The 21,988-nt window shown below is 37.6% G+C and carries 22 protein-coding genes and 1 tRNA gene; 13 read left to right on the top strand and 10 right to left on the bottom strand.

Annotation, left to right across the window (positions count from 1 at the left end):
• Positions 1–14 precede the first annotated feature (14 nt).
• On the bottom strand, positions 15–2,993 hold the full coding sequence (locus CZ225_RS05545) for a family 43 glycosylhydrolase (protein WP_077153283.1): 2,979 nt from the start codon (positions 2,991–2,993) through the stop codon (positions 15–17).
• 232 nt (positions 2,994–3,225) lie between these two features.
• Here CZ225_RS05545 and CZ225_RS05550 point away from each other — a divergent pair, with 232 nt between their 5' ends.
• Positions 3,226–3,987 carry a DUF1295 domain-containing protein gene (locus CZ225_RS05550; protein ID WP_077153284.1) on the top strand — a complete coding sequence of 254 codons (762 nt, stop codon included), beginning with the start codon at positions 3,226–3,228 and terminating at the stop codon, positions 3,985–3,987.
• A gap of 205 nt (positions 3,988–4,192) precedes the next feature.
• Here CZ225_RS05550 and CZ225_RS05555 read toward each other — a convergent pair whose 3' ends face one another.
• The gene (locus CZ225_RS05555; protein ID WP_234983003.1) at positions 4,193–5,122 is read right to left on the bottom strand and encodes a hypothetical protein; all 930 of its coding nucleotides are present in this window, start codon (positions 5,120–5,122) and stop codon (positions 4,193–4,195) included.
• 278 nt (positions 5,123–5,400) lie between these two features.
• Between CZ225_RS05555 and CZ225_RS05560 the strand changes: the two genes are divergently transcribed.
• Positions 5,401–6,651 carry an NADH:flavin oxidoreductase gene (locus tag CZ225_RS05560; protein ID WP_392387494.1) on the top strand — a complete coding sequence of 417 codons (1,251 nt, stop codon included), beginning with the start codon at positions 5,401–5,403 and terminating at the stop codon, positions 6,649–6,651.
• Positions 6,648–7,505: an SDR family oxidoreductase gene (locus CZ225_RS05565; protein WP_077153286.1), complete on the top strand. Its 858-nt coding sequence runs from the start codon at positions 6,648–6,650 to the stop codon at positions 7,503–7,505. Before CZ225_RS05560 ends, CZ225_RS05565 begins: the two co-directional genes overlap by 4 nt.
• A 146-nt stretch (positions 7,506–7,651) precedes the next feature.
• On the opposite strand, the gene pfkA is transcribed toward CZ225_RS05565, so the two are convergent.
• The 3 genes from pfkA to cmk all read right to left on the bottom strand — a co-directional run bounded on the left by pfkA (position 7,652) and on the right by cmk (position 10,353).
• Complete coding sequence (gene pfkA, locus CZ225_RS05570; RefSeq protein WP_025074523.1) at positions 7,652–8,632, bottom strand: 6-phosphofructokinase; 981 nt, start codon at positions 8,630–8,632, stop codon at positions 7,652–7,654.
• Positions 8,633–8,780: 148 nt separating this feature from the next.
• Positions 8,781–9,650 carry a 4-hydroxy-3-methylbut-2-enyl diphosphate reductase gene (locus tag CZ225_RS05575; RefSeq protein WP_077153287.1) on the bottom strand — a complete coding sequence of 290 codons (870 nt, stop codon included), beginning with the start codon at positions 9,648–9,650 and terminating at the stop codon, positions 8,781–8,783.
• 16 nt (positions 9,651–9,666) lie between these two features.
• Entirely contained in the window at positions 9,667–10,353 is a 687-nt protein-coding gene (cmk, locus tag CZ225_RS05580; RefSeq protein ID WP_077153288.1) for a (d)CMP kinase, read from the bottom strand.
• 226 nt (positions 10,354–10,579) lie between these two features.
• Here cmk and CZ225_RS05585 point away from each other — a divergent pair, with 226 nt between their 5' ends.
• The 9 genes from CZ225_RS05585 (at position 10,580) to CZ225_RS05625 (ending at position 16,508) form a co-directional block, all read left to right on the top strand.
• Entirely contained in the window at positions 10,580–11,278 is a 699-nt protein-coding gene (locus tag CZ225_RS05585; RefSeq protein ID WP_077153289.1) for an energy transducer TonB, read from the top strand.
• A 72-nt stretch (positions 11,279–11,350) separates the two neighbouring features.
• On the top strand, positions 11,351–12,325 hold the full coding sequence (locus tag CZ225_RS05590) for a polyprenyl synthetase family protein (protein WP_077155715.1): 975 nt from the start codon (positions 11,351–11,353) through the stop codon (positions 12,323–12,325).
• Between the two features lie 14 nt (positions 12,326–12,339).
• Positions 12,340–13,050 (top strand): hypothetical protein, encoded by a 711-nt coding sequence (locus CZ225_RS05595; protein WP_077153290.1) that lies wholly within the window; start codon positions 12,340–12,342, stop codon positions 13,048–13,050.
• A 2-nt stretch (positions 13,051–13,052) separates the two neighbouring features.
• Positions 13,053–13,832 (top strand): TatD family hydrolase, encoded by a 780-nt coding sequence (locus CZ225_RS05600; RefSeq protein WP_077153291.1) that lies wholly within the window; start codon positions 13,053–13,055, stop codon positions 13,830–13,832.
• Between the two features lie 120 nt (positions 13,833–13,952).
• A tRNA-Ser gene (locus CZ225_RS05605) sits at positions 13,953–14,040 on the top strand.
• Positions 14,041–14,113: 73 nt separating this feature from the next.
• A complete protein-coding gene (locus CZ225_RS05610) occupies positions 14,114–14,920 on the top strand; it encodes a MotA/TolQ/ExbB proton channel family protein (RefSeq protein WP_077153292.1) in 807 nt (268 codons plus the stop codon).
• Positions 14,921–14,926: 6 nt separating this feature from the next.
• Positions 14,927–15,412: a hypothetical protein gene (locus tag CZ225_RS05615; protein WP_077153293.1), complete on the top strand. Its 486-nt coding sequence runs from the start codon at positions 14,927–14,929 to the stop codon at positions 15,410–15,412.
• 35 nt (positions 15,413–15,447) lie between these two features.
• Entirely contained in the window at positions 15,448–16,035 is a 588-nt protein-coding gene (locus CZ225_RS05620; protein WP_077153294.1) for an ExbD/TolR family protein, read from the top strand.
• A gap of 2 nt (positions 16,036–16,037) precedes the next feature.
• Positions 16,038–16,508 carry an ExbD/TolR family protein gene (locus CZ225_RS05625; RefSeq protein ID WP_077153295.1) on the top strand — a complete coding sequence of 157 codons (471 nt, stop codon included), beginning with the start codon at positions 16,038–16,040 and terminating at the stop codon, positions 16,506–16,508.
• 175 nt (positions 16,509–16,683) lie between these two features.
• Here CZ225_RS05625 and CZ225_RS05630 read toward each other — a convergent pair whose 3' ends face one another.
• Positions 16,684–17,220: a GNAT family N-acetyltransferase gene (locus tag CZ225_RS05630; RefSeq protein ID WP_077153296.1), complete on the bottom strand. Its 537-nt coding sequence runs from the start codon at positions 17,218–17,220 to the stop codon at positions 16,684–16,686.
• A 58-nt stretch (positions 17,221–17,278) separates the two neighbouring features.
• On the bottom strand, positions 17,279–18,556 hold the full coding sequence (locus tag CZ225_RS05635) for an IgA Peptidase M64 (RefSeq protein ID WP_077153297.1): 1,278 nt from the start codon (positions 18,554–18,556) through the stop codon (positions 17,279–17,281).
• Positions 18,557–18,707: 151 nt separating this feature from the next.
• Here CZ225_RS05635 and CZ225_RS05640 point away from each other — a divergent pair, with 151 nt between their 5' ends.
• Complete coding sequence (locus tag CZ225_RS05640) at positions 18,708–19,184, top strand: Lrp/AsnC family transcriptional regulator (RefSeq protein ID WP_077153298.1); 477 nt, start codon at positions 18,708–18,710, stop codon at positions 19,182–19,184.
• Between the two features lie 15 nt (positions 19,185–19,199).
• Here CZ225_RS05640 and CZ225_RS05645 read toward each other — a convergent pair whose 3' ends face one another.
• The 3 genes from CZ225_RS05645 to cls form a co-directional block, all read right to left on the bottom strand.
• Entirely contained in the window at positions 19,200–19,694 is a 495-nt protein-coding gene (locus tag CZ225_RS05645; RefSeq protein WP_077153299.1) for a dihydrofolate reductase, read from the bottom strand.
• 3 nt (positions 19,695–19,697) lie between these two features.
• The gene (locus tag CZ225_RS05650; protein WP_077153300.1) at positions 19,698–20,492 is read right to left on the bottom strand and encodes a thymidylate synthase; all 795 of its coding nucleotides are present in this window, start codon (positions 20,490–20,492) and stop codon (positions 19,698–19,700) included.
• Positions 20,493–20,633: 141 nt separating this feature from the next.
• On the bottom strand, positions 20,634–21,905 hold the full coding sequence (gene cls / locus CZ225_RS05655; protein WP_077153301.1) for a cardiolipin synthase: 1,272 nt from the start codon (positions 21,903–21,905) through the stop codon (positions 20,634–20,636).
• Positions 21,906–21,988 lie beyond the last annotated feature (83 nt).

Here is a 21,988-nt window from a genome sequence, read left to right on the forward strand (position 1 = left end):
TATAGCTAATTTTATTACTTTAAATTGCTAGACTTCTCAAATCTGAACCAATCTAATTTAAAGAGATTGTCTTCTTGTCCTTTTCCTTTGAATACAAGATAAAGCTTCTTATAAAAACCTTTTGCGTTTTTACTTAATCCGGTGGATTGAATAGTCCATTTTTGTTCTCCGCCTGTATTTTTTACTTCTAAAACACCAATGGGCTTGTTAAGCATGGAATCAAGATAAATCTCAAGTTGTCCTCCCTTCGTTTCTGAAGCTACTTTTGCTGAAAAAATATTAGCTCCATTTCCCAGATTAATGTTTTCGTATAGGAGATAATCGTTGTTTCCGCCTTTACAAATATCCAGTCCGTCGGGAGTACATTTTTCGAGAGTTAATCCATAGAGATTATGGAAGTTCTCAGCTTCAAAAGTGCGGTTAATATCATCTGCTTTCTCTTCTCCGAAAACTTTTAATTCAAAGATACTCAATGCATTCTTTGCATTGATAAGATCGATTCCATCTGCCGTCTCCGGAATATTTATACCATCGAGAATGGTCAGACGAACGAATCGTCCTTGTACGGAGGACTTATTTGGGAGAGTATCTATGACAGGAGATTGAGGTACTCCGTTCATAGTTCTGTCTACAAAAACTTTCCAAGCTTTACTCTCTGATGCAATATCCAGATTACTTGCTTCTTCTTGCTGTAAATATTCGATCTTGTATTTATAAGTACGGCTTGTAAATTCAAAAATAGTTTCTATCTCATCTATCCGACAGTTACTTCCCAAATCTACGATGATCCATGGATTCTTGACATCGATTCCTGCATCCCAATGTGTACCGTAATTCTCATCAACAGCAAAGTTACCGGAATAACGGAATGAGATGTCATTGGTACGGTAACGACCGGAAAAAGCTGAGCTGTCATATTTTCTGGCAGATGACACTTTGGTTTGTTTGCCTAATGCTATGTTTTTATGAGAATCTTTCTCTGTATTTACTACTGTTACTCCTTTGTGTGTGGGTTTAATCTTTTGTATACTTCCGTCAGCGTTGAAAAATACTTCCTCGATACATGTTTGCCGTTTACTATCGACAAAAGGATAGTGTTGTCGGTGGTAAGCAATAAATGTACGTCCGTTATAATCAAACATGGAATGATGTCCCGGTCCTAAGATTTGATTAGTATCATCACGTTGCAAGATAGGAGTGGTCATTGATTGGTTGATCTCCCGATAGGGACCGGTTATATGTTCTGATACTGCATATCTAACATTGTAGTTTTCACTTCCATTGAAAGACCACATTAAGTAGTATAAATCATTTTTCTTATAGATGTAGGATGCTTCGAAAGCATTCTTAATTTCATCAACTTGATGATATTTGTAGGTTCCGATAAATTTATTAGAGGCTGTTTGCTCATATTTGGGGTCCTCATTGTCGATGTATATTTTCCCTGCTTTATCAAACTTTAGTTTCATGATCTTAAAATGCCATGAGTCTGTGGTGATATACATCGTATGGTCATCGTCTATAAAAAACTGTCCGTCGTATCCTTGGAAGAGCATTTTTCCGGGTGCAATGCTATTTGCGTCTTCCCATGGTCCTAACGGATGGTCGGACATGCCAACAAAAGTATGTGACGCAATGCTATACATCAGATAATATTTTCGCGTATCGGGATTGTATTCAATACTGGGAGCCCATACGGCAGTTGTACCTGCATAATCAGTCCACGATTTAGGAAAAGTTATAGGTTCGTTTTTCCATGTCTTGCAATCTTTCGAATACCATACTTGTGTCGGGTAAACATTACCTCCTCCGGCCCCATCATTCGTACCATAGGCATAGAATAAATCAGTCTTTGGGTCGTAATAAAAGGATGCATCTGCCAGATATGCTGGTACGGTAGGATTACCCGTTTGCATAGAGAATACATTTAAGTCTTCGGGTGCTGTGGAGATATCCTTTATTGTGGCTGTGAAATTCTTCTTTAACAAAGTTTTTCCTTTTTGTAAAGTTGCTGTAAGAATTATCTTTTTATCACCGCTCCCTGCATCCGGACGGTGAACTATTCCTTGGTTGCTTATATATTCAGTCTTATTTGAACTCCATGAGATTTTACTTCCACTTTCTCCTACTACTGGAAGAAGTATATCAGAAGTTACTGCTGATAAGTCGCTTAATGAAAGCTTGTCTTTATCATCTTGTACTAATAAAGGGTCTGCTGCTGAAGAAAGTTCTAAGATTTGTTTTTCTGTTAAAGCACAGTCATATATTTTGAAATCATCCATCATTCCGTTGAAGTATGGGTCGGGCCAAGTTGGTTTACCGATATAGTTATCTGTGGTGTGCCCTAATACAGAAGGATTAGTAGTAAAATCATTTTTTACTTCCGCTTTAACTCCATCTACATAAAGTATTCCGGTGTTACCTTCCAGAGTAAAAGCCAAATGATGCCATGCGTTTGCAGATAATTTATCTTTTTGTTTGGTGTATGCGATTCTTTCTTCTTTGTTGGTATGTCCCTCTTGGTCGCTATGTTTCTTGGTCATTACTAACGATACTCCATTTTCTTCATTTCCTCTTTGAGTAGTTAAGATGAGGTATTGCTCTGTTCCGTTGGCAAATGTGCATACAGTTTGATTAGAAACCTGATCATTGATATAGACCCATACGGATAAAGTGAAGTTTGTGATATTTTCCATTATCCCGTCCGGTAATTTGAAGTACCCGTTATTACTGAATTGGGATGCTCCTTTAAATAATCCCGGTACCCATGTGATGGTTCCTCCGTTCACCTGAGCATTTAGTCTTTCTCCGGAGCTTCCGCTATTATGTGCTATATTTCCATCTGTTTCATCAAAAGATAATTCTAAGAAAGGAGTGGGAGAATTGCCTTTTATATCTTTTGCCGAAACTTGTTCGTTTATTAAAGAGATGCATATCATTAACGTGATAGCCAGTATTCTTGTTACAAGATCTTTGTTTTTTCTTTTCTTCATATTATTAGTACTGTTGTTTTCGAAAATTGTCGAATTTCTTGTCGTGTTGTTCCGTAGTAAGAATTTAGTATCAAAGAGTTATTTATGACGCCAAAATTAGTTAATAGTTTTAAGTTTGCCAAAAAAAATGATAGTCTTGATATAAAGAATAATACTCCTGCTCCTTATATTATATAAGTTCTAGCATATTGCAGCGATTTTATTATCTTTGCGTGTTGAAAATAAGTTTACTATGACTATAGATTCTTTTTATTGGTTTTTGGGTAGTATGAGCCTAATTGCTTTGATTGTTTTTATCGCACTTTACTTTGTAAAAGCCGGGTATGGAATGTTCCGTACGAATTCGTGGGGAGTAGCTATTTCCAATAAGTTGGCTTGGGTATTTATGGAAGCCCCTGTCTTTTTAGTGATGTGTTGGATGTGGTTACATTCGGAACGTCGTTTTGATCCGGTTGTTCTAACATTTTTTCTGTTCTTTCAAACTCATTATTTTCAGCGTGCCTTTGTCTTTCCTTTTTTGTTGAGTGGAAAGAGTAAAATGCCATTGGCTATCATGTCAATGGGAATACTTTTTAATTTGTTGAATGGCTATATGCAAGGAGAGTGGATCTTTTATCTTGCTCCGGAAGAAATGTATCAATCCGATTGGTTTGCTACCCCTTGGTTTGTAGTGGGTACGCTTCTTTTCTTTACAGGAATGTTTGTAAACTGGCATGCCGATTATGTGATTCGTCATTTGCGTAAACCCGGAGATACACGTCATTATTTACCCCAGAAAGGAATGTATCGTTATGTTACTTCTGCTAATTACTTTGGTGAAATTGTGGAATGGTTGGGTTGGGCCGTATTGACTTGTTCCCTTTCCGGACTTGTTTTCTTTTGGTGGACAATTGCTAATCTTGTTCCTCGAGCTAATGCTATCTGGCACCGTTATCGGGAAGAATTTGGAGAGAAGGTTGGACGAAGGAAACGAGTATTCCCGTATCTGTATTAATTTGCTTTTGCCTGTTTAGGAATAAAGGTATTCAGAAATGGTCTTAAAATATTGATTAGTTTATCATTCTGTTATTTGGAACAGTGTGAAGGGTTTCTTACCGTCCTCGTACAAAAGATAGATTCTTCACTGTGTTCTAAATGGCAGAGCAAAATAATAGTGATTATCAACTTTGATACAATTCCTAAATGATAAATAGTATTGTTTATTCTACAACTTCAAAAACTTCGATTTTTAGTTGTTGAGAAGTTCCATTCTGTACCTTTAGTTGTTTATAGATATCGGTAACCCAACCAATATTGCATTGGACATACGTTTCGCAATCTTCTTCAATAAACAATACAGGCTGTTCTGGATCATTAGGAATGTTTTCTTTGAGATTGGCAAAATTCTTAGCGTATTCTTTGATGGCATCTATCACTTGATCACTATTGTAGGTAGTGTGGCTAAGTATTTTGGCATGTGTTTCATCCATGTCGTCTAAATAGAATTCAGTACGTGTATCAATGGGTTTATTGGAAAAGAGAGTATTTCTTTGTTCGTCAAAAGCTGCTACTTGACCAACTGTCAATTTACAACCATGATAGAAGAATAGTGGCAGAATGCTTTTTACGGCAATTTGTAAACTGTTGGTATCCCGTATAGGAGTGATAGCACGCTTACACATCTCTCTGAGTTGAGGTTTGTCGCTGTCCGGACAATCTTTTAGAAAAAGTTCGTCAATATGTGCCTCTATAGAGTCAGCGACAATTTCGAGTGCACGAATAGATTCATCTTGATTAACAATTTCTAGGAAACTTCCCATTTCATCTGTTTTTACATAAAAAGGAATATCATTTGTGACATTTAAGATATTAGTCATCAGCTGGCTTATAAGAGAGTCCTCCATATTGATGTCACTTTCCAAGGTTGTAAATTTCAGTATATAGTTATTAGCGGTTGAATCTATAACTTCCACAACGAAACGTTCTGTAGCAGTTTGAACAATAGTGGTGTCGGTTCCTTCTACTTTTATGTCTTGGTTGATATGGTTGAAGATATGCTTTTCACCTAAGTCCCAGTATGCTACTATTTGTGCAGTAGAGTCATTAAGTTGCTGTGCATTAAGCGTTGAGGCAAATAGAAGCAATAGCATTAGTAAGAACTTGATTTGTTTCATAATATTAGTTACTGTCATTAAGTATTTAAAGTCTTTAAACAAATGTAGTTATTAAAACGAAACTATTCTTTTTCTATACAATATTTAACAGTGCTTTGATAGAATAAGTTTTCGGATATCGTTTTCGGACAACATAAATGCGCTGTTTGTTGCACAACATAACTTTGATTCTATCTGATTTAAACGACGAAAAGCTTGTTCATATAAATAATTTTAGCGAATATTGCAATCAAATTTTTGTAAATTAAGAATCTATGAATTCGACTAATAATATGAAAGAACAACGGAAATTACTTTTTTCTCCAGTCACAATCGGACCTCTTACTTTACGAAATCGTACCATTCGTTCGGCAGCTTTTGAAAGTATGTGTCCGGGAAATGCTCCTTCTCAAATGTTACTTGATTATCATCGTTCGGTAGCTGCGGGAGGGGTTGGAATGACAACGGTTGCTTATGCCGCTGTGACACAAAGTGGGCTTTCTTTCGATCGTCAGTTATGGTTACGTCCGGAAATTATTCCCGGTTTGCGGGAAGTGACGGATGCCATTCATGCTGAAGGTGCTGCTGCCGGAATCCAAATAGGGCATTGTGGCAATATGTCTCATAAAAAGATTTGTGGAGTAACTCCGATATCAGCCTGTTCCGGTTTCAATCTTTATTCTCCTACTTTTGTGCGGGGGATGAAGAAAGAGGAATTACCTATAATGGCTAAAGCATATGGACAGGGTGTGAACTTGGCTAGAGAAGCTGGGTTTGATGCAGTCGAAGTACATGCTGGTCATGGATATTTGATCAGTCAGTTTCTTTCTCCATCTACAAACCATAGAAAAGATGAGTATGGAGGTTCGTTGGAAAATCGAATGCGATTTATGGATCTGGTAATGGGTGAAGTGATGAAGGCGGCAGGTAATGATATGGCAGTCATCGTCAAAATGAATATGCGGGATGGATTTAAGGGAGGAATGGAATTGGAGGAAACGATTCCGGTAGCTAAGCGTTTATTAGAATTGGGTGCTCATGCTTTGGTTCTGAGTGGAGGTTTTGTTAGTAAGGCACCGATGTATGTTATGCGAGGAGCAATGCCGATTCGTTCTATGTCTTATTATATGGATTGTTGGTGGTTAAAATATGGCGTTCGAATGTTTGGTAAATGGATGATACCTACTGTTCCTTTTAAAGAAGCTTATTTTCTTGAAGATGCTTTGAAGTTTCGTGAAGCATTGCCGGATGCTTCATTAATTTATGTGGGTGGTCTGGTTTCCAGGGAAAAGATAGAAGAAGTACTGGATTTAGGATTTGATGCAGTACAAATGGCACGTGCATTATTGAATGAACCGGGATTTGTAAATAGGATGAGGCAAGAAGGGTTAGCACGTTGTACTTGTGGACACAGTAACTATTGTATCGGACGGATGTACACTATCGAAATGGCTTGTCATCAACATTTGAAAGAAAAACTGCCCCTTTGTTTACAAAAGGAGATCGAAAAATTAGAGAAACAATGAATGAAGTAAGATGGGCAATTATTACCGGTGCCGATGGAGGAATGGGGACGGAAATTACGCGTGCTGTTGCTGAAGCTGGTTATCATGTATTGATGGCTTGTTATCAGCCTAAGAAGGCTGAAGGTGTCCGGCAACAACTAATTAAGGAAACGGGAAATCCATATTTAGAAGTATTAGCTATTGATTTGTCTTCTATGGACTCGGTCGTTTCTTTTGCTAATGAAGTGATAAAACGCAATTTGTCTGTTTCATTGTTGATGAATAATGCAGGTACAATGGAAACGGGGCTTCATATTACTACTGATGGTTTCGAACGTACAGTTAGCGTTAATTATTTAGGTCCCTTCCTGCTCACGCATAAACTGTTACCTATATTGGTTCCTGGTGCGCGTATTGTCAATATGGTTTCTTGTACATATGCTATCGGACATCTTGATTTTCCGGATTTCTATTTGAGGGGTAAGAAAGGACGTTTTTTCAGAATTCCTGTTTACAGTAACACAAAGCTGGCTTTGATGTTATTTACTCTTGAGCTTTCCGAACGTCTGAAAGATAAAGAGATTACCGTGAATGCAGCTGATCCTGGAATTGTCTCTACGGATATTATAACCATGCATCAATGGTTTGACCCTTTAACGGATATTTTATTCCGACCGTTTATTCGTACACCTCGACAAGGAGCAGATACAGCTATTGGATTGTTGCTGAATGCGAAGGAAGCAGGGGTGACTGGACAACTCTATGCTAGCAGTCATCAAAAAGTGCTGTCTGAGAAATATATCCGGCATAAACAGAAAAAACAGCTTTGGGAGGAAACGGAACATCTATTGCAACGTTGGCTGAACAAGTATTAATCTATTCCTTATTATATATAGATTTATACTGATTGTTCATTCTGCCTACTAAAAGAAAAATAGCAAGGGGGGAAATGATAATAACGAACGGCAAACAATCTGTTTTGACAGATGCTTGCCGTTCGTTATATATTTTTGTTTCTCGTTTAGATAGAGAGTTCTTTTAATACATTGACAAGATCTCTTTTAATTGGCTTGTCGTTTTTGATAGCTTTGCTGAAGGGTACGTAGACGATTTCATCATGTTCGATACCAATCATAACATTACGTTGATCTTCCATGATAGCATCAATGGCAGCCGCACCTAAGCGACTTGCTAAAATACGGTCGTGTGCTGTTGGGCTACCCCCCCGTTGCAAGTGACCTAAAATAGTTACACGTACGTCGTATTGAGGATATTCGTTCTTCACGCGTTCTGCGAAATGCATGGCACCTCCGGTGAGTTCACTTTCTGCCACCAACACGATACTACTATTCTTTGATTTACGGAATCCGTTTTTAATGAATTCTTCCAATTGGTCTACTTCTGTACTGAATTCCGGGATAATAGCAGCTTCTGCTCCTGATGCGATTGCACCATTTAATGCAAGAAAACCGGCATCACGTCCCATAACTTCAACGAAAAACAGACGTTCATGTGAAGTAGCAGTATCACGAATTTTGTCTACGGCATCTAATATTGTATTCAGGGCCGTATCATATCCGATCGTAGTATCAGTACCATAAAGGTCATTGTCAATTGTTCCGGGTAATCCGATACAAGGCACATCAAATTCCTGTGCAAAAATACGTGCACCTGTCAAAGAACCATCGCCGCCGATAACAACCAATGCGTCGATTCCTTCTCTTTTCATGTTGTCATAAGCAAGTTGTCGCCCTTCAGGTGTAGTGAACTCTTGACAACGTGCAGTTTTCAGGATAGTTCCGCCAAGTTGGATGATGTTACTGACATTCTGACTTTTAAACTCTTTGATCTCACCTGTAACTAGCCCTTTGTAGCCTCTGTATATACCTTTAACTTGTAAACCATTATAAATAGCTGCGCGTGTTACCGCACGAATAGCAGCATTCATTCCGGGAGCATCCCCCCCAGAGGTCAATATACCTATACACTTAATTGTTCCCATAACAATCTTTTTATTTAATTTGGTGCGACAAAAGTACAATAAAAAGTTGAAAACGTTATTTCAGAACTTCGTTTTCATGTGAAGAAAATATTAAAATTGTTCAAATCACACTCTTATTCAATCAATTTTTTCTTTGTTGTTGAGTTACCTATTCTTTAATTTGCGTTTGAATATAGCGTGATATCTTTTCCATTAGCCATTTCGGGGTGGAAGTCGCTCCGCACACACCGATAGATGTTACATCTTGAAACAAAGAAGCATCAATTTCTTCCTGACTATCTATTAAATGGGAGTTTGGATTCACTTTTAAGCATTCTTCGAACAGCATTTTTCCATTCGAACTTTTTTTCCCACTTACAAAGAATATTAAGTCATGTGAAGCTGCGAACTCCCGAAGTTTGGGCATCCGGTTTGCCACTTGGCGGCAAATGGTATCATAATATTCGAAAGTGGCTTTTGGAGATATATGTTGTTTGATGTATTCTACAATTTCCTGGAATTCATCCAGTGACTTTGTTGTCTGTGAAAAGAGGCGGATGCTCTTACTAAAATCCAGCTTTTTGACTTCTTCTGCTTTCTCAATAACAATAGCCTGCCCATCGGTTTGTCCCACTAATCCCAATACTTCAGCGTGTCCGTTTTTTCCATAAATGACGATTTGCTTCTCTTTCTGGTTGTCTTCCAGAAAACCTTGTTTGATACGTTTTTGCAGGCGTAAAACTACCGGGCAGGTGGCGTCAATAATTTCTATATTATTTTCGCGGGCGATCATATATGTTTCAGGTGGCTCTCCATGTGCACGAAGTAATACTTTTGCATTTTGTAATTGCTTGAATTCATCATGATTGATGGTGATTAGTCCCATTTCTTTGAGACGTTCCACCTCCTTACTATTATGTACAATATCTCCCAGGCAATAGAGAGTTTCGCCTTTGGCTAGCTCTTCCTCTGCTTTATTAATGGCTGTAACCACACCAAAGCAGAAGCCGGAACCTTCATCGATTTCTACTTTTATCATATATTTAATGTATAAGCTATCCGGTGACTTTGTTGAACTGTTCAAACAACCATTTTTTCTGTTGCTCTATGGTCAGATTTGTGTTGTCCAATAATAACGCATCCTCTGCTTTACGTAACGGACTCACTTCACGATGTTGGTCAATGTAATCCCGTTGCTTGACGTTTTCCAGAATTTCATCGAAACCGGTTTCTTGTCCTTTGGCTTTCAACTCATCGTAACGTCGTTGTGCACGGACTTCTGCTGAAGCTGTAACAAAGATTTTCAGTTCAGCGTCAGGAAATACAGTAGTACCAATATCACGTCCATCCATTACAATACCTTTTTCTTTCCCCATAGCTTGTTGTTGAGCCACCATTGCTTCTCGTACAAAGTCGAGAGCACTGATTAGGCTAACTTTAGATGAAACTTCCATTGAACGGATTTTGCTTTCTACATTTACTCCGTTGAGATGAGTATCCGGACGTCCTGTTTCGGAATTCAGCTTAAAAGAAATCCGGATATTTTTGATCTCTTGTTTCAGTCTCTTTGTATCAATGGTATTTTCATTAAAGATTCCATTTTCGATGCTATATAGAGTGACTGCACGATACATCGCACCGCTGTCAATGTAAATATAGCCCACTTCTTTGGCAAGGTCTTTGGCCATCGTACTTTTTCCGCAAGAGGAAAATCCGTCAATTGCGATAGTTATCTTTTTCATCTTGATAAATTCTTCTAATTTAGTTCGCCAAAGATACAGGTAATTTTGAATAATAACCTAACAATTGCTTATAAAAGCATTGAAGTAGGAGGCTGGAAAAATTAAAAAAGTTAAAAAGCTGGATAAAAAGATATGAAGAGAGGGATGGTTATTTGAAAATGTGCTATATTTGCCCAGAGACACTTTAAAAGACACTTTTTTTTAATCAATTATATTAATTAAACTTATGGAAGTTAAAAAATCACCCAAAGCAGACCTGGAAGGCAAGAAGTCTACCTGGTTGCTCATCGGTTACGTGATTGTATTGGCTTTCATGTTCGTGGCGTTCGAATGGACTAAACGTGACGTGAAAATCGATGTCTCTCAAACTGTAACTGAGGTCGTATTTGAGGAGGAAATTATTCCTATTACTGAAACCCCTCCAGAACCGAACACTCCACCACCCGCTGAAGCTCCGAAGGTTGCTGAGACGTTGGAAATTGTTGATGACAATTCAGATGTTGAAGAATCAACAGATATTCTTACCGAAGATAATTTGCCTACTCAACAAACAAAGGCAAATGTGACTTATGTGCCAGTACAAGTTGTTGAAACCGAACCGGAAGAACAGACTATTTTTGAAGTTGTAGAACAAATGCCGGAGTTTCCGGGTGGAAATGCTGCTTTGATGCAATATCTGAATAAAAACATCAAGTATCCGGTTATTGCACAAGAACAAGGTGTACAAGGACGTGTTATTGTACAGTTCGTGGTAAATAAGGATGGTAGTATTGTAGATGCACAAGTTGTACGTAGTGTAGATCCATATTTGGATAAGGAAGCTATTCGTGTGATCAATACTATGCCAAAATGGACACCAGGTAAGCAGCGTGGTAAACCAGTTCGCGTAAAGTTTACTGTTCCTGTAGCGTTTAGATTGACATAATTTGTATCCTATCATAAAATGAAGAGGCTGCTTTCGGCAGCCTCTTTTTATTCATTAATCTTTGTTACTATCATGTTTACAGCTTCTCAATTACTTGATAAAATAAATAATTGTATTTCTGAGATTCAATTCGTTCGGAGTCCGAAAGGGCTTTACGAACCGGTAGAGTATGTACTATCTCTGGGAGGGAAAAGGATACGTCCCGTATTGATGTTGATGGCATATAATTTATATCGTGAGGATGTTTCTTCAATTTATGATCCGGCTATGGGGATTGAGGTGTATCATAATTATACGCTGTTGCATGATGACGTAATGGATCGTGCAGATGTACGTAGAGGTAAACCCACTGTACATAAAGTTTGGAATGATAATACAGCAATTTTATCGGGAGATGCTATGTTGGTATTGGCTTATCAATATATGGCTGCTTCTGCACCTTCGTATTTAAAAGAAGTAATGGATTTGTTTAGTCAGACTGCACTTGAGATTTGTGAAGGACAACAGTTGGATATGGAATTCGAATCGAGAAGTGATGTTGCAGAAAGTGAGTATATAGAAATGATCCGGTTGAAAACGGCCGTATTGCTTGCTGCTAGTCTTAAGATTGGTGCTGTTTTGGCTGGAGCATCTGCAGAAGATGCTACAAATTTATATAATTTTGGAATGCATATAGGAGTAGCGTTTCAATTACAGGATGATTTATTGGACGTATATGGAGATCCGGAAGTGTTCGGGAAAAAAATAGGTGGGGATATTCTTTGTAACAAGAAAACTTATATGCTAATAAAAGCGTTGGAACGTGCTGGTGAAAGACAGCGTAAAGAGTTGAAGCAATGGTTGGATGCTGAAGCTTATAAGCCTGATGAGAAAATTAATGCGGTAACTACGCTCTACAATGAACTTAATATCCGTGGGGTATGTGAAAACAAAATGCGCGAATATTATACGCTTGCAATGGAAAGTTTGAAAGCTGTTACAGTTGCTGAGGAAAAGAAGAAAGAATTAAAAAATTTAGTGAAATTACTGATGTATCGTGAAATGTAACTAAGTTTTGAGATATGCCTTATAGACGATTACCAAATACCGATCAAGCTAGAGTTCGGGCGCTGAAGGCAGCGGTCGTAAAGGGTGATATATATAATGTACATGAGTTGGCTATTTCTTTGAAAACTTTATTTGATGCTCGTAATTTTCTGCAGAAATTTGAAGCCGCTCAAAATTATTATATGCAATGTTATGAGAATCAGTCTAGGTCTAGTCGTAAACATCTGGGAAATGTGAAAATGGCACGAATCTATATTTCTCATTTTATTCAAGTACTAAACTTAGCTGTGCTTCGTGATGAAATAAAACTGGGACATAAAAAATTATACGAGTTGCCTGAAGCTAATGTTGTACCGGACTTGTTGAGTGAGGTCGCATTGGTGGAGTGGGGACGAAAAGTTATAGATGGTGAACAACGAAGGGTATCTCAGGGGGGAATACCTATTTATAATCCGACGATTGCTCGTGTTAAAGTACATTATGATATCTTTTTAGAGAGTTATGAACGTCAAAAAGCTTATCAGGCATTAACAAGCCGTAGCTTAGAAGAACTTGCTTCTATGAGGGGGCGTGCCGATGAACTGATTCTTGATATATGGAATCAGGTAGAAAATAAGTTTCAGGAAGTAATACCTAATGAAGATCGTTTAGAGAAATGCCGTGATTATGGATTAGTGTATTATTACCGTTCTAGTGAAAAAGTAAAGTTAGGAAAAAACGATTGAATATGTTGATAGATACTCATTCTCATCTTTTTTTAGAAGAATTCTCCGAAGATTTGCCACAAGTGATGGAACGTGCTCGACAGGCTGGTGTTTCGTCTATATTTATGCCTAATATTGATAGCACAACTATTAAGCCTATGTTGTCGGTTTGTGCTGATTATCCGGATTTTTGTTTCCCTATGATCGGATTACATCCAACTTCAGTGAATGAGTCGTATGAAGAAGAATTGGCGGTTATTCATAAATATCTGTCAGCTCCTAATAACTTTATAGCGATAGGAGAGATAGGACTCGATTTATATTGGGATAAAACGTTTCTGAAGGAACAGTTGTTGGTATTTGAAAAGCAGATCAAATGGGCACTTGAATTTGACTTGCCTATCGTGATTCATGCTCGGGAAGCTCACGAATATATATATAAGGTAATGAAGCCATATAAAGATACTGCTTTACGAGGAGTCTTTCATAGTTTTACCGGAACATTGGAGGAAGCTATGAAATGTTTGGAATTTGAGAAATTTATGTTAGGTATTAATGGAGTAGTCACTTTTAAGAAGTCATTGTTGGCAGAGACTTTGATGTCTTCGGTTCCGTTACAACGCTTGGTACTTGAGACTGATTCTCCTTATCTGACGCCAGTTCCGAATCGTGGGAAACGAAATGAAAGTGCGAATATAAAGGATACTCTTCTGAAAGTAGCGGAATTATATCAGGTAAGTCCGGAACGTGTATCACAAGTCACTTCGGAAAACGCATTAAAAGTGTTTGGATTTTCCAAATAAGGTCGGAAAGGTTTTAAATTTTATTAATTTGCAGTATTTATTCGAGATAAAAAAGGGATAATGCTTCATGAAAAGAAAAAAAAGGATACATTTGTAGCTGAAAATTCGAAAAAACCGTAGGGAGAGATGCTCGAGTGGTTGAAGAGGCACGCCTGGAAAGCGTGTATACGCCAAAAGTGTATCGGGGGTTCGAATCCCCCTCTCTCCGCAAGATGAAAAAGAACGTAAAGTAAATACAATAAATAATAATTAATTAATTAATCTTAAAAATTAGACACACAATGAAAAAGTTATTTGCAATTGTTGCTGTGATTGGGGCCTTAGCATTCGGCTCAACTCAACTTGCTCAGGCTCAAGATGCTCCTGCGGCAGAACAAACTGAACAACAGGCTGCTCCAGCTGTTGCACCGGCTGCTGCTCAAGCTCCTGCTCCTGCTGCAGAAGAAACAGGTCTTCACAAAGAACTCAAAATCAAGTTTATTGAAGGTACTGCATCCTTCATGAGTTTGGTAGCTATCGCTTTGGTAATTGGTTTGGCTTTCTGTATCGAACGTATCATTTATCTGAGCTTGGCTGAAATTAACACAAAGAAATTTATGGCATCTATTGAAGCTGCTTTGGAAAAAGGTGACGTTGAAGCTGCTAAAGACATCGCACGTAACACTAGAGGTCCAGTCGCTTCTATTTATTATCAAGGTTTGATGAGAATCGACCAAGGTATTGATGTGGTTGAGAAGTCTGTTGTATCTTATGGAGGTGTACAAGCTGGTTACCTTGAAAAAGGATGCTCATGGATCACTCTGTTTATCGCAATGGCTCCGTCACTCGGATTCTTGGGTACTGTAATCGGTATGGTGCAGGCATTTGATAAAATTCAGATTGTAGGTGATATCTCTCCGACAGTTGTAGCTGGTGGTATGAAAGTGGCTTTGATTACAACTATCTTCGGTTTGATCGTTGCTTTGATTCTTCAGGTATTCTATAATTACGTACTTTCTAAAATTGAGGCTCTTACAAGTGAAATGGAAGATTCTTCTATCACTTTGCTTGATATGGTTATCAAATATAATTTGAAATACAAAAAATAATTCGAAATGAGTAAACTTACATATAAAGCATCGTATTATGCATTGTATGCGATGTTTGCCGTTATCCTAATCGTTATGGTGCTGTTCTTCTTAGGAGGAAGTGCTACAGGCGATGCGGCGATTCCGGGAATAGATCCCGAAATGTGGCAACCGGCTCAAACAGATGCTTTACTTTATTTAATATACGCATTGTTTGGTATGGCTATTGCAGCTACTGTAGTTGCTGCAGTATTACAATTTGGTGCAGCTTTGAAAGATAATCCGGCTAATGCTGTTAAGTCTTTGCTTGGATTAGTACTTATGGTTGTTGTTCTTTTTGTAACTTGGGCTATAGGTGATGGAACTCCGATGAATATCCGTGGTTATGAAGGTGCAGACAATGTTACTTTCTGGCTGAAGATAACTGATATGTTCCTTTATACTATTTACATTCTGTTGTTTGTAACAATTGTTGCAATCATCACGAGTGGCATAAAGAAAAAAATATCATAATCAATTGATAAGCTCAATTTAATAAAGTAATTAAAATGGCTAGAGGAAAAAGAAAAGTTCCTGATATTAACTCCAGTTCTACGGCAGATATAGCTTTCTTATTGCTTATCTTCTTCTTGATTACTACATCAATGGACACGGACCAAGGTTTAGCAAGACTTTTGCCGCCTCCCCCTGATGAAGAAAATAAGGAAACTGATAAAATTAAAGAACGCAATATTCTCATGGTGCATCTAAATATGAATGATGAATTGATGTGCGGTGGTGATTATATTGCTGTTGGAGAACTAAGAGCTAAAGCCAAAGAATTTATAGCTAATTATAATAATGAAGCAAATAAACCGGAGAAGACACAAAAGAATGTGGAATTCTTAGGTACGACTCTTGTTAATGATAAGCATGTAATTTCTTTGCAGAATGACCGTGGGTCTTCATATCAGGCGTATATAAGTGTGCAGAACGAATTAGTTGCTGCATACAACGAATTGAGAGATGAATTAGCTAAAGAAAAATGGCAGAGACCATATGCGGAACTGAATGATAAACAACAAAAAGCTATTCGTGAAGTTTATCCGCAGAGAATTTCTGAGGCAGAACCTAAAAAATATGGAGATAAGAAGTAAGTATGGGAAAATTTAATAAGACTGGTAAACGTGAAATGCCGGCATTGAATACTTCTTCGTTGCCTGACCTTATCTTTACCTTGTTGTTCTTCTTTATGATTGTAACAACTATGCGTGAGGTTACATTGAAGGTTCAGATTAACCTTCCCGTAGGTACTGAACTGGAGAAATTAGAGAAGAAGTCGCTGGTAACATTCATTTATATAGGTGAACCTAATAAGGAATATCGTGGAAAAATGGGTACTGAAAGTCGTATTCAGTTAAATGATAGCTATGCTGAGGTAGATCAAATAGGAGATTTTGTCTTCCAGGAACGTTCGAATATGAATGAGAGTGATCGGGGTAAAATGACAGTATCTCTGAAAGTAGATGAAAAAACTAAGATGGGTATTGTTACCGATGTGAAAAATGCTCTTAGAAAAGCTTCTGCTTTGAAAATTAACTATTCTTCAAGGAAACAAGGTAATAAATAGTTGATTTTGACATATAAGGAAAAAGGGTATTCAAATTTTTGGATACCTTTTTCTTTTGGGGTTTCTTTGAAATGAGTTTGTTCTTCTCTTATTATATATAATTGCTTTATATGATTTTATAGCAAAAATGTATTATATAAAAATAGAAAGCTATCGTCTTTTTACTTTAGTTACTTTATTCTTTAACTTTATAGACTTCAGTATAGAGCCTATGTTTTACTTCTTCAAAGTCTTTTTGGGCGTTTAATTCACCATGTACCATGAGGTACATTGGAAGATAATCATCTCCAGGTTTATACGGCGGTTGGTAATAATCATTTTCCCATAATGTAAATCCATGTCGTTGATAGAAGTTTATACGCCGTTTAGCCATTTCTTCTAGAGGTCGTTCAACTTCCAAAACGATGGGAAGTTTTAGATAGTCACATAAATACTCTAAAGTACGTTTTCCATAACCACCGTTACGTAGAGCTGGGTTAGTTGCAAAATGCTCTACATAATAGAAATGCTCAAAATCCCAGTATGTAATGAATCCAATAGGCAGTTCATTATCAAAAATGATGTTATTATGAAAGTTCCCTTTTCGGTCAGTGAATTCACGTAACTCTTCCAATTGCCGGTATTCTTCTGTAGGAAAAGAGTCTATTAGGAGTTCCTCCATAAATTTGTAATGTTGAATGTCCGATGTATTAATCGGTTGAAGTCTGATCATAAAACCTGTTTTTTGAGTTTAACAATATATTGTTCTTTTAGTTTATCTGTATGATAAATTAAGGGATATAAAAGTCGATAACTCGGCGAATAGCTCGTTGGCAGACAGGACAAAATTCCGGATGTTCATTGGTCTTCATCCGGCAATTGAAGGCTGGGCGGTAGATACCTTTGGCAGAATATCCGCCACCTTCATATACTCCTACCGAATATTTTTCTTTTTGAGAAACAGGAGTTGGGATTGGAGTATCAGAAGGGAGCATATCCTTCCATTTCGATGAGAAGTCAACACGGGTAGTAATATTTTGTTCCCATGGCTCTACATTTAAGGGATAGGTATCAGTCATAACATCGTCCTCGTAGAAATATTCGTCAGCCAATCCTCCAAAGCTATGTCCGAATTCATGTACTACAACAGGTTTGAACATTGGATGGTGTGCAGTAGTCAGTGTGTATGAGTTATAAATACCTCCTCCACCATATACATCGGTATTGGCAAGTATGATGATATGTTCATATGGAATGCCTGCCAAAGCATTATGAATTGACTTCACTCGACTAGTTGTTAAGTAACGATCCGAATAGAAAGTATCGAAATGAGACTGCAAAGCTGTGTGTTTCCATGTATTTTCACGAGGGACGCTGACACCGCTATCTATTGAAGGACTGGCTACTGCTACAATATTAAACTTGTTTTTTGTTGAACGGAACGGCTCATGTGAAAATAGACTTTCACAAGCTTTTTCAGCATCCTGATAGAAGATATCCATTTCTTTATCCGTATACCCTTCGGCGAGAATAGCAACGTCTATACAATCTTTTTCATTTCCACTCTGAAGTAAGTATCGATGTGGAGTAATGTGTGATGTTCCTCTTTTATGAATTAGAATATCGTCTGGACGAACAATGTGTTTGAAACTGGTCATTACCTCTTTACGTGGGTTTAATAAAATGATTTCAACTTCTACAGGTTGTTTAGGATAGGGAAGGAGGAAACTATTCTCGAATCCTTTGGTTGTTTCTTTAGCTTCATAGGTTGATAACCATTCTTGAAATAAAGAAGAAAAAGAGGTTTTATAGATACATTGTTTAGTAGATAGATCTTTTATGGTAATTTGTCCGTTACCTTCTAAGGGCAGTTCAGACAAATGATGACGGCGACCTGCCCAAGTAGGGAGTTCAGATAGTTCATCCAAAACAATGGATTGTTGTTTAACATCTCCGGTAAAGATATAATCTACCCGGAGTGTTTTATCCAGGAAATGATCGGAAAAATTCTGTCCATAGCTTCCTGTTGTAATGAGTAAGAAAAGGAGTACGCAGTAAAAAGGTTTCATATATATTGTATATTTATGTTTTAGACAAAGGTACAAACAATTGATGACTTATCCGATATTTGGAAATAAAAGTAATAATTCATAGTATTTGTTGTCGGAAAATCGCTAACTTTGCATAAAAGATTCACTGATTAAAACAATTTGATTTAATATGGGACATCATCAATTAGATGCTTTAGATGAGCAGATTCTGAAACTGATAGCTGCAAATGCACGTATTCCTTTTTTGGAAGTGGCGAGAGCATGTGATGTTTCTGGTGCGGCGATTCACCAGCGCATCCAGAAATTGACTAACTTAGGAATATTGAAAGGATCTGAATATATCATTGATCCTGAGAAAATCGGATACGAGACTTGTGCTTATATTGGTATTTATCTGAAAGACCCTGAATCATTTGATTCAGTAACGAAAGCTTTGGAGGCTATTCCGGAAGTAGTCGAGTGTCATTTTACTACTGGTAAATATGATATGTTTATCAAAATTTATGCGAAGAATAATCACCATTTGCTGAGTATTATTCATGATAAGTTGCAGCCATTAGGTTTGGCACGTACAGAGACTCTGATTTCCTTCCACGAAGCTATTAAACGGCAAATGCCGATTATGGTAGATGTAGACGAAGAATAAATTGGGAACTTCAAATTACTTTCTCACATATGTGACAAAAGCATACGGGCAGAGATGTTTTTCATCCGCAGGATGAACCTCTCTGCTTTTTTCATGCCATATTGTTGGCGATACTTCCGGAAAGAATGCATCTGCTTGTGGAGCGACACTGTCTATTTCTGTCAAGCAGAGTTCATCAGCCAAAGGAAGTGCCTGATGATAAATACTTGCTCCTCCTATAATAAATACGTGTTCATTCTCTTGACAACTTTTCAAAGCAGAGTCGAGAGATGTAAATATTTCTGCACCCGACCAATGCAAATCCGGATTAGAAGATAATACGACGTTTCTTCGATTGGGAAGTGCACCTTTGGGAAGTGATTCAAAAGTTTTTCGTCCCATGATAATCGTATTGCCTGTGGTTAATGCCTTGAAACGTTTCAGGTCGTTCGGCAACCAAAATAATAACTTGTTTTCGAAACCGATTGCCATATGGCTGTCTACAGCAGCAATAATAGATATTTTACTCATAATTTATACAGCTACTGCTCCGGCAATATGTGGATGTGGATCATAATTAACTAATTCGAAATCTTCAAACTTAAAATCGAAGATACTCTTCACGTCTGGATTTATTTTTATTTGTGGTAACGGACGTGGATCACGACTTAATTGCAATTTAACCTGTTCCAGATGATTCAGGTAAATGTGAGAATCTCCGAGAGTATGGACAAAATCTCCTGCTTTAAGTCCGGTAACTTGCGCCATCATTTGTAATAATAAAGCATACGATGCAATATTAAAAGGTACTCCGAGGAATATATCAGCACTGCGTTGATAAAGTTGCAAACTTAAACGTCCGTTGGCTACATAAAACTGGAAGAAAGCATGACAAGGAGGTAGATTCATGTTATTCAGGTCAGCTACGTTCCAGGCACTTACTATGATTCGGCGTGAATCCGGATTGTGTTTGATTGTTTCGACTGCTTCGCTAATTTGGTCGATGAATCCGCCGTTGTAGTCAGGCCATGAACGCCATTGATATCCGTAAATATGTCCTAAGTCGCCATTTTCGTCTGCCCATTCATTCCAGATACGTACACCATGTTCTTGCAAATATTTCACATTAGTATCACCCTGTAGAAACCAAAGCAATTCATAGATGATTGATTTCAGGTGTAATTTTTTGGTGGTCAGACATGGAAAACCTTCATCGAGGTTAAAACGCATTTGATGACCAAATATGCTGATTGTTCCTGTGCCAGTACGGTCACTTTTTTCAGTGCCTTCAGTCAATACACGGTTGAGTAGATCTAAATATTGTTTCATTGTCCTATGGTTATCACTATTTGATAGATGTTGCAAAGGTAGTGAAATGAATGAATAATGAATAATGAAGAATGAAGAATTTACTCTGCATCGTGTGCTGCATAGAATTCTCCATTCCTGAAATTTAATTTTTCATTTCTCCTAAAGGAATGGGGTGAATAGGTTTGCAAACCACCCTACGAATTTCTTCCATGGAGAACGTTTCTTCCAGAACTTAGGTGTTAGTTTGGTACAATGTTCAATGTCATTGTGGAACATATCATTCAATTCTCCTGTAATTTTTTGATCAAATATGAACGCATTTGTTTCATAATCATATCTTAGGCTACGGCTGTTTAAGTTAGCTGTACCGACTGTACAAAACAGATCGTCTACCATCATGATTTTAGAATGATGAAATCCGCCATTGTACATATATACCGTAGCTCCCCTTTTCACTAATCTATGCAGTTTATATAGTGCAGCATCAGGGGTAAAAGGGATATCAGAGGCAGAGGATACCATAATAGTGACATCCACTCCCCGGTCAATCGTTCTTTGCAATGCTTTTTTGATAGAAGAAGTTGGAACGAAATAAGGATTGACAATATGCACATTTTTTTGGGCTGAATAAATAGACATAGCATAGGCGTGGCTTAGCATACGGCTATTTTTCTTCGGAGTGCGGTCTACAATGGCAATAACAATATCACTACTGTCAGTAACTTCCTTATGTTGTGGAAAGTACGCATCTCCACCGATATTTTGTTTTGTTTCCTTATTCCAGATAGTTAGAAAGATTTCTTGAAGATCGTTTACTGCATCTCCTTCAATACGCATGTGCATATCACGCCAAGTACCGATTTTAGGGAGTCCATTGATATAATAATCTGCAATGTTCATTCCACCTGTGTATGCAACCTTTCCATCGATGACAGCAATTTTCCTATGATCTCGATGCGCAGCATGATTAATATATGGGAAAGTGAACGGATCAAATTTAACGATTTCTATTCCTTGCTCACGAATCTTTTTAAGATGTTTCTTTTTTAGTGGTTTATTGTTTGACCAATTTCCAAAAGCATCAAACATAGCTCTTACTTCCACTCCCTCTTTTACTTTATCGGCTAACAAATTGAACAATGCATTAGCAATGGAATCATTACGGAAGTTGAAGTATTCTAAATGAATATGATGTTTCGCTTCTCGGATGGCTTCAAATAAATCAATAAACTTTTCGTGTCCACTTTTCAGTAGTTTCACTTTATTATTGTTAGAAATAGGAAGACCTTCTTCTGAAAAAAAACGAAGTACAAGGGAATCACTTGTCAATTTGACTGAATCCCTATGTTGTATCTTTAGGCTATCGACAATGTCTGCCTGTGCATGGAGCAAAGATAAGAACAGAAATAAAATAAATATACGTAGCTTCAAAACTCTCTTTTCTCTTTTAGTTTACAAAGGAACAAAGATAGTATATCTATGTTTTGAGCTACTTGAAGTGAAGGGGATATTTA

This window comes from Bacteroides bouchesdurhonensis (assembly GCF_900155865.1).
GTDB lineage: Bacteria > Bacteroidota > Bacteroidia > Bacteroidales > Bacteroidaceae > Bacteroides > Bacteroides bouchesdurhonensis.

Bases quoted from the DNA above. Each gene is read 5' to 3' on its own strand.
- CZ225_RS05545 (WP_077153283.1), bottom strand. From the start codon at position 2,993: ATGAAGAAAAGAAAAAACAAAGATCTTGTAACAAGAATACTGGCTATC.
- CZ225_RS05550 (WP_077153284.1), top strand. From the start codon at position 3,226: ATGACTATAGATTCTTTTTATTGGTTTTTGGGTAGTATGAGCCTAATT.
- CZ225_RS05555 (WP_234983003.1), bottom strand. From the start codon at position 5,122: ATGCTATTGCTTCTATTTGCCTCAACGCTTAATGCACAGCAACTTAAT.
- CZ225_RS05560 (WP_392387494.1), top strand. From the start codon at position 5,401: ATGAATTCGACTAATAATATGAAAGAACAACGGAAATTACTTTTTTCT.
- CZ225_RS05565 (WP_077153286.1), top strand. From the start codon at position 6,648: ATGAATGAAGTAAGATGGGCAATTATTACCGGTGCCGATGGAGGAATG.
- pfkA (WP_025074523.1), bottom strand. From the start codon at position 8,632: ATGGGAACAATTAAGTGTATAGGTATATTGACCTCTGGGGGGGATGCT.
- CZ225_RS05575 (WP_077153287.1), bottom strand. From the start codon at position 9,650: ATGATAAAAGTAGAAATCGATGAAGGTTCCGGCTTCTGCTTTGGTGTG.
- cmk (WP_077153288.1), bottom strand. From the start codon at position 10,353: ATGAAAAAGATAACTATCGCAATTGACGGATTTTCCTCTTGCGGAAAA.
- CZ225_RS05585 (WP_077153289.1), top strand. From the start codon at position 10,580: ATGGAAGTTAAAAAATCACCCAAAGCAGACCTGGAAGGCAAGAAGTCT.
- CZ225_RS05590 (WP_077155715.1), top strand. From the start codon at position 11,351: ATGTTTACAGCTTCTCAATTACTTGATAAAATAAATAATTGTATTTCT.
- CZ225_RS05595 (WP_077153290.1), top strand. From the start codon at position 12,340: ATGCCTTATAGACGATTACCAAATACCGATCAAGCTAGAGTTCGGGCG.
- CZ225_RS05600 (WP_077153291.1), top strand. From the start codon at position 13,053: ATGTTGATAGATACTCATTCTCATCTTTTTTTAGAAGAATTCTCCGAA.
- CZ225_RS05610 (WP_077153292.1), top strand. From the start codon at position 14,114: ATGAAAAAGTTATTTGCAATTGTTGCTGTGATTGGGGCCTTAGCATTC.
- CZ225_RS05615 (WP_077153293.1), top strand. From the start codon at position 14,927: ATGAGTAAACTTACATATAAAGCATCGTATTATGCATTGTATGCGATG.
- CZ225_RS05620 (WP_077153294.1), top strand. From the start codon at position 15,448: ATGGCTAGAGGAAAAAGAAAAGTTCCTGATATTAACTCCAGTTCTACG.
- CZ225_RS05625 (WP_077153295.1), top strand. From the start codon at position 16,038: ATGGGAAAATTTAATAAGACTGGTAAACGTGAAATGCCGGCATTGAAT.
- CZ225_RS05630 (WP_077153296.1), bottom strand. From the start codon at position 17,220: ATGATCAGACTTCAACCGATTAATACATCGGACATTCAACATTACAAA.
- CZ225_RS05635 (WP_077153297.1), bottom strand. From the start codon at position 18,556: ATGAAACCTTTTTACTGCGTACTCCTTTTCTTACTCATTACAACAGGA.
- CZ225_RS05640 (WP_077153298.1), top strand. From the start codon at position 18,708: ATGGGACATCATCAATTAGATGCTTTAGATGAGCAGATTCTGAAACTG.
- CZ225_RS05645 (WP_077153299.1), bottom strand. From the start codon at position 19,694: ATGAGTAAAATATCTATTATTGCTGCTGTAGACAGCCATATGGCAATC.
- CZ225_RS05650 (WP_077153300.1), bottom strand. From the start codon at position 20,492: ATGAAACAATATTTAGATCTACTCAACCGTGTATTGACTGAAGGCACT.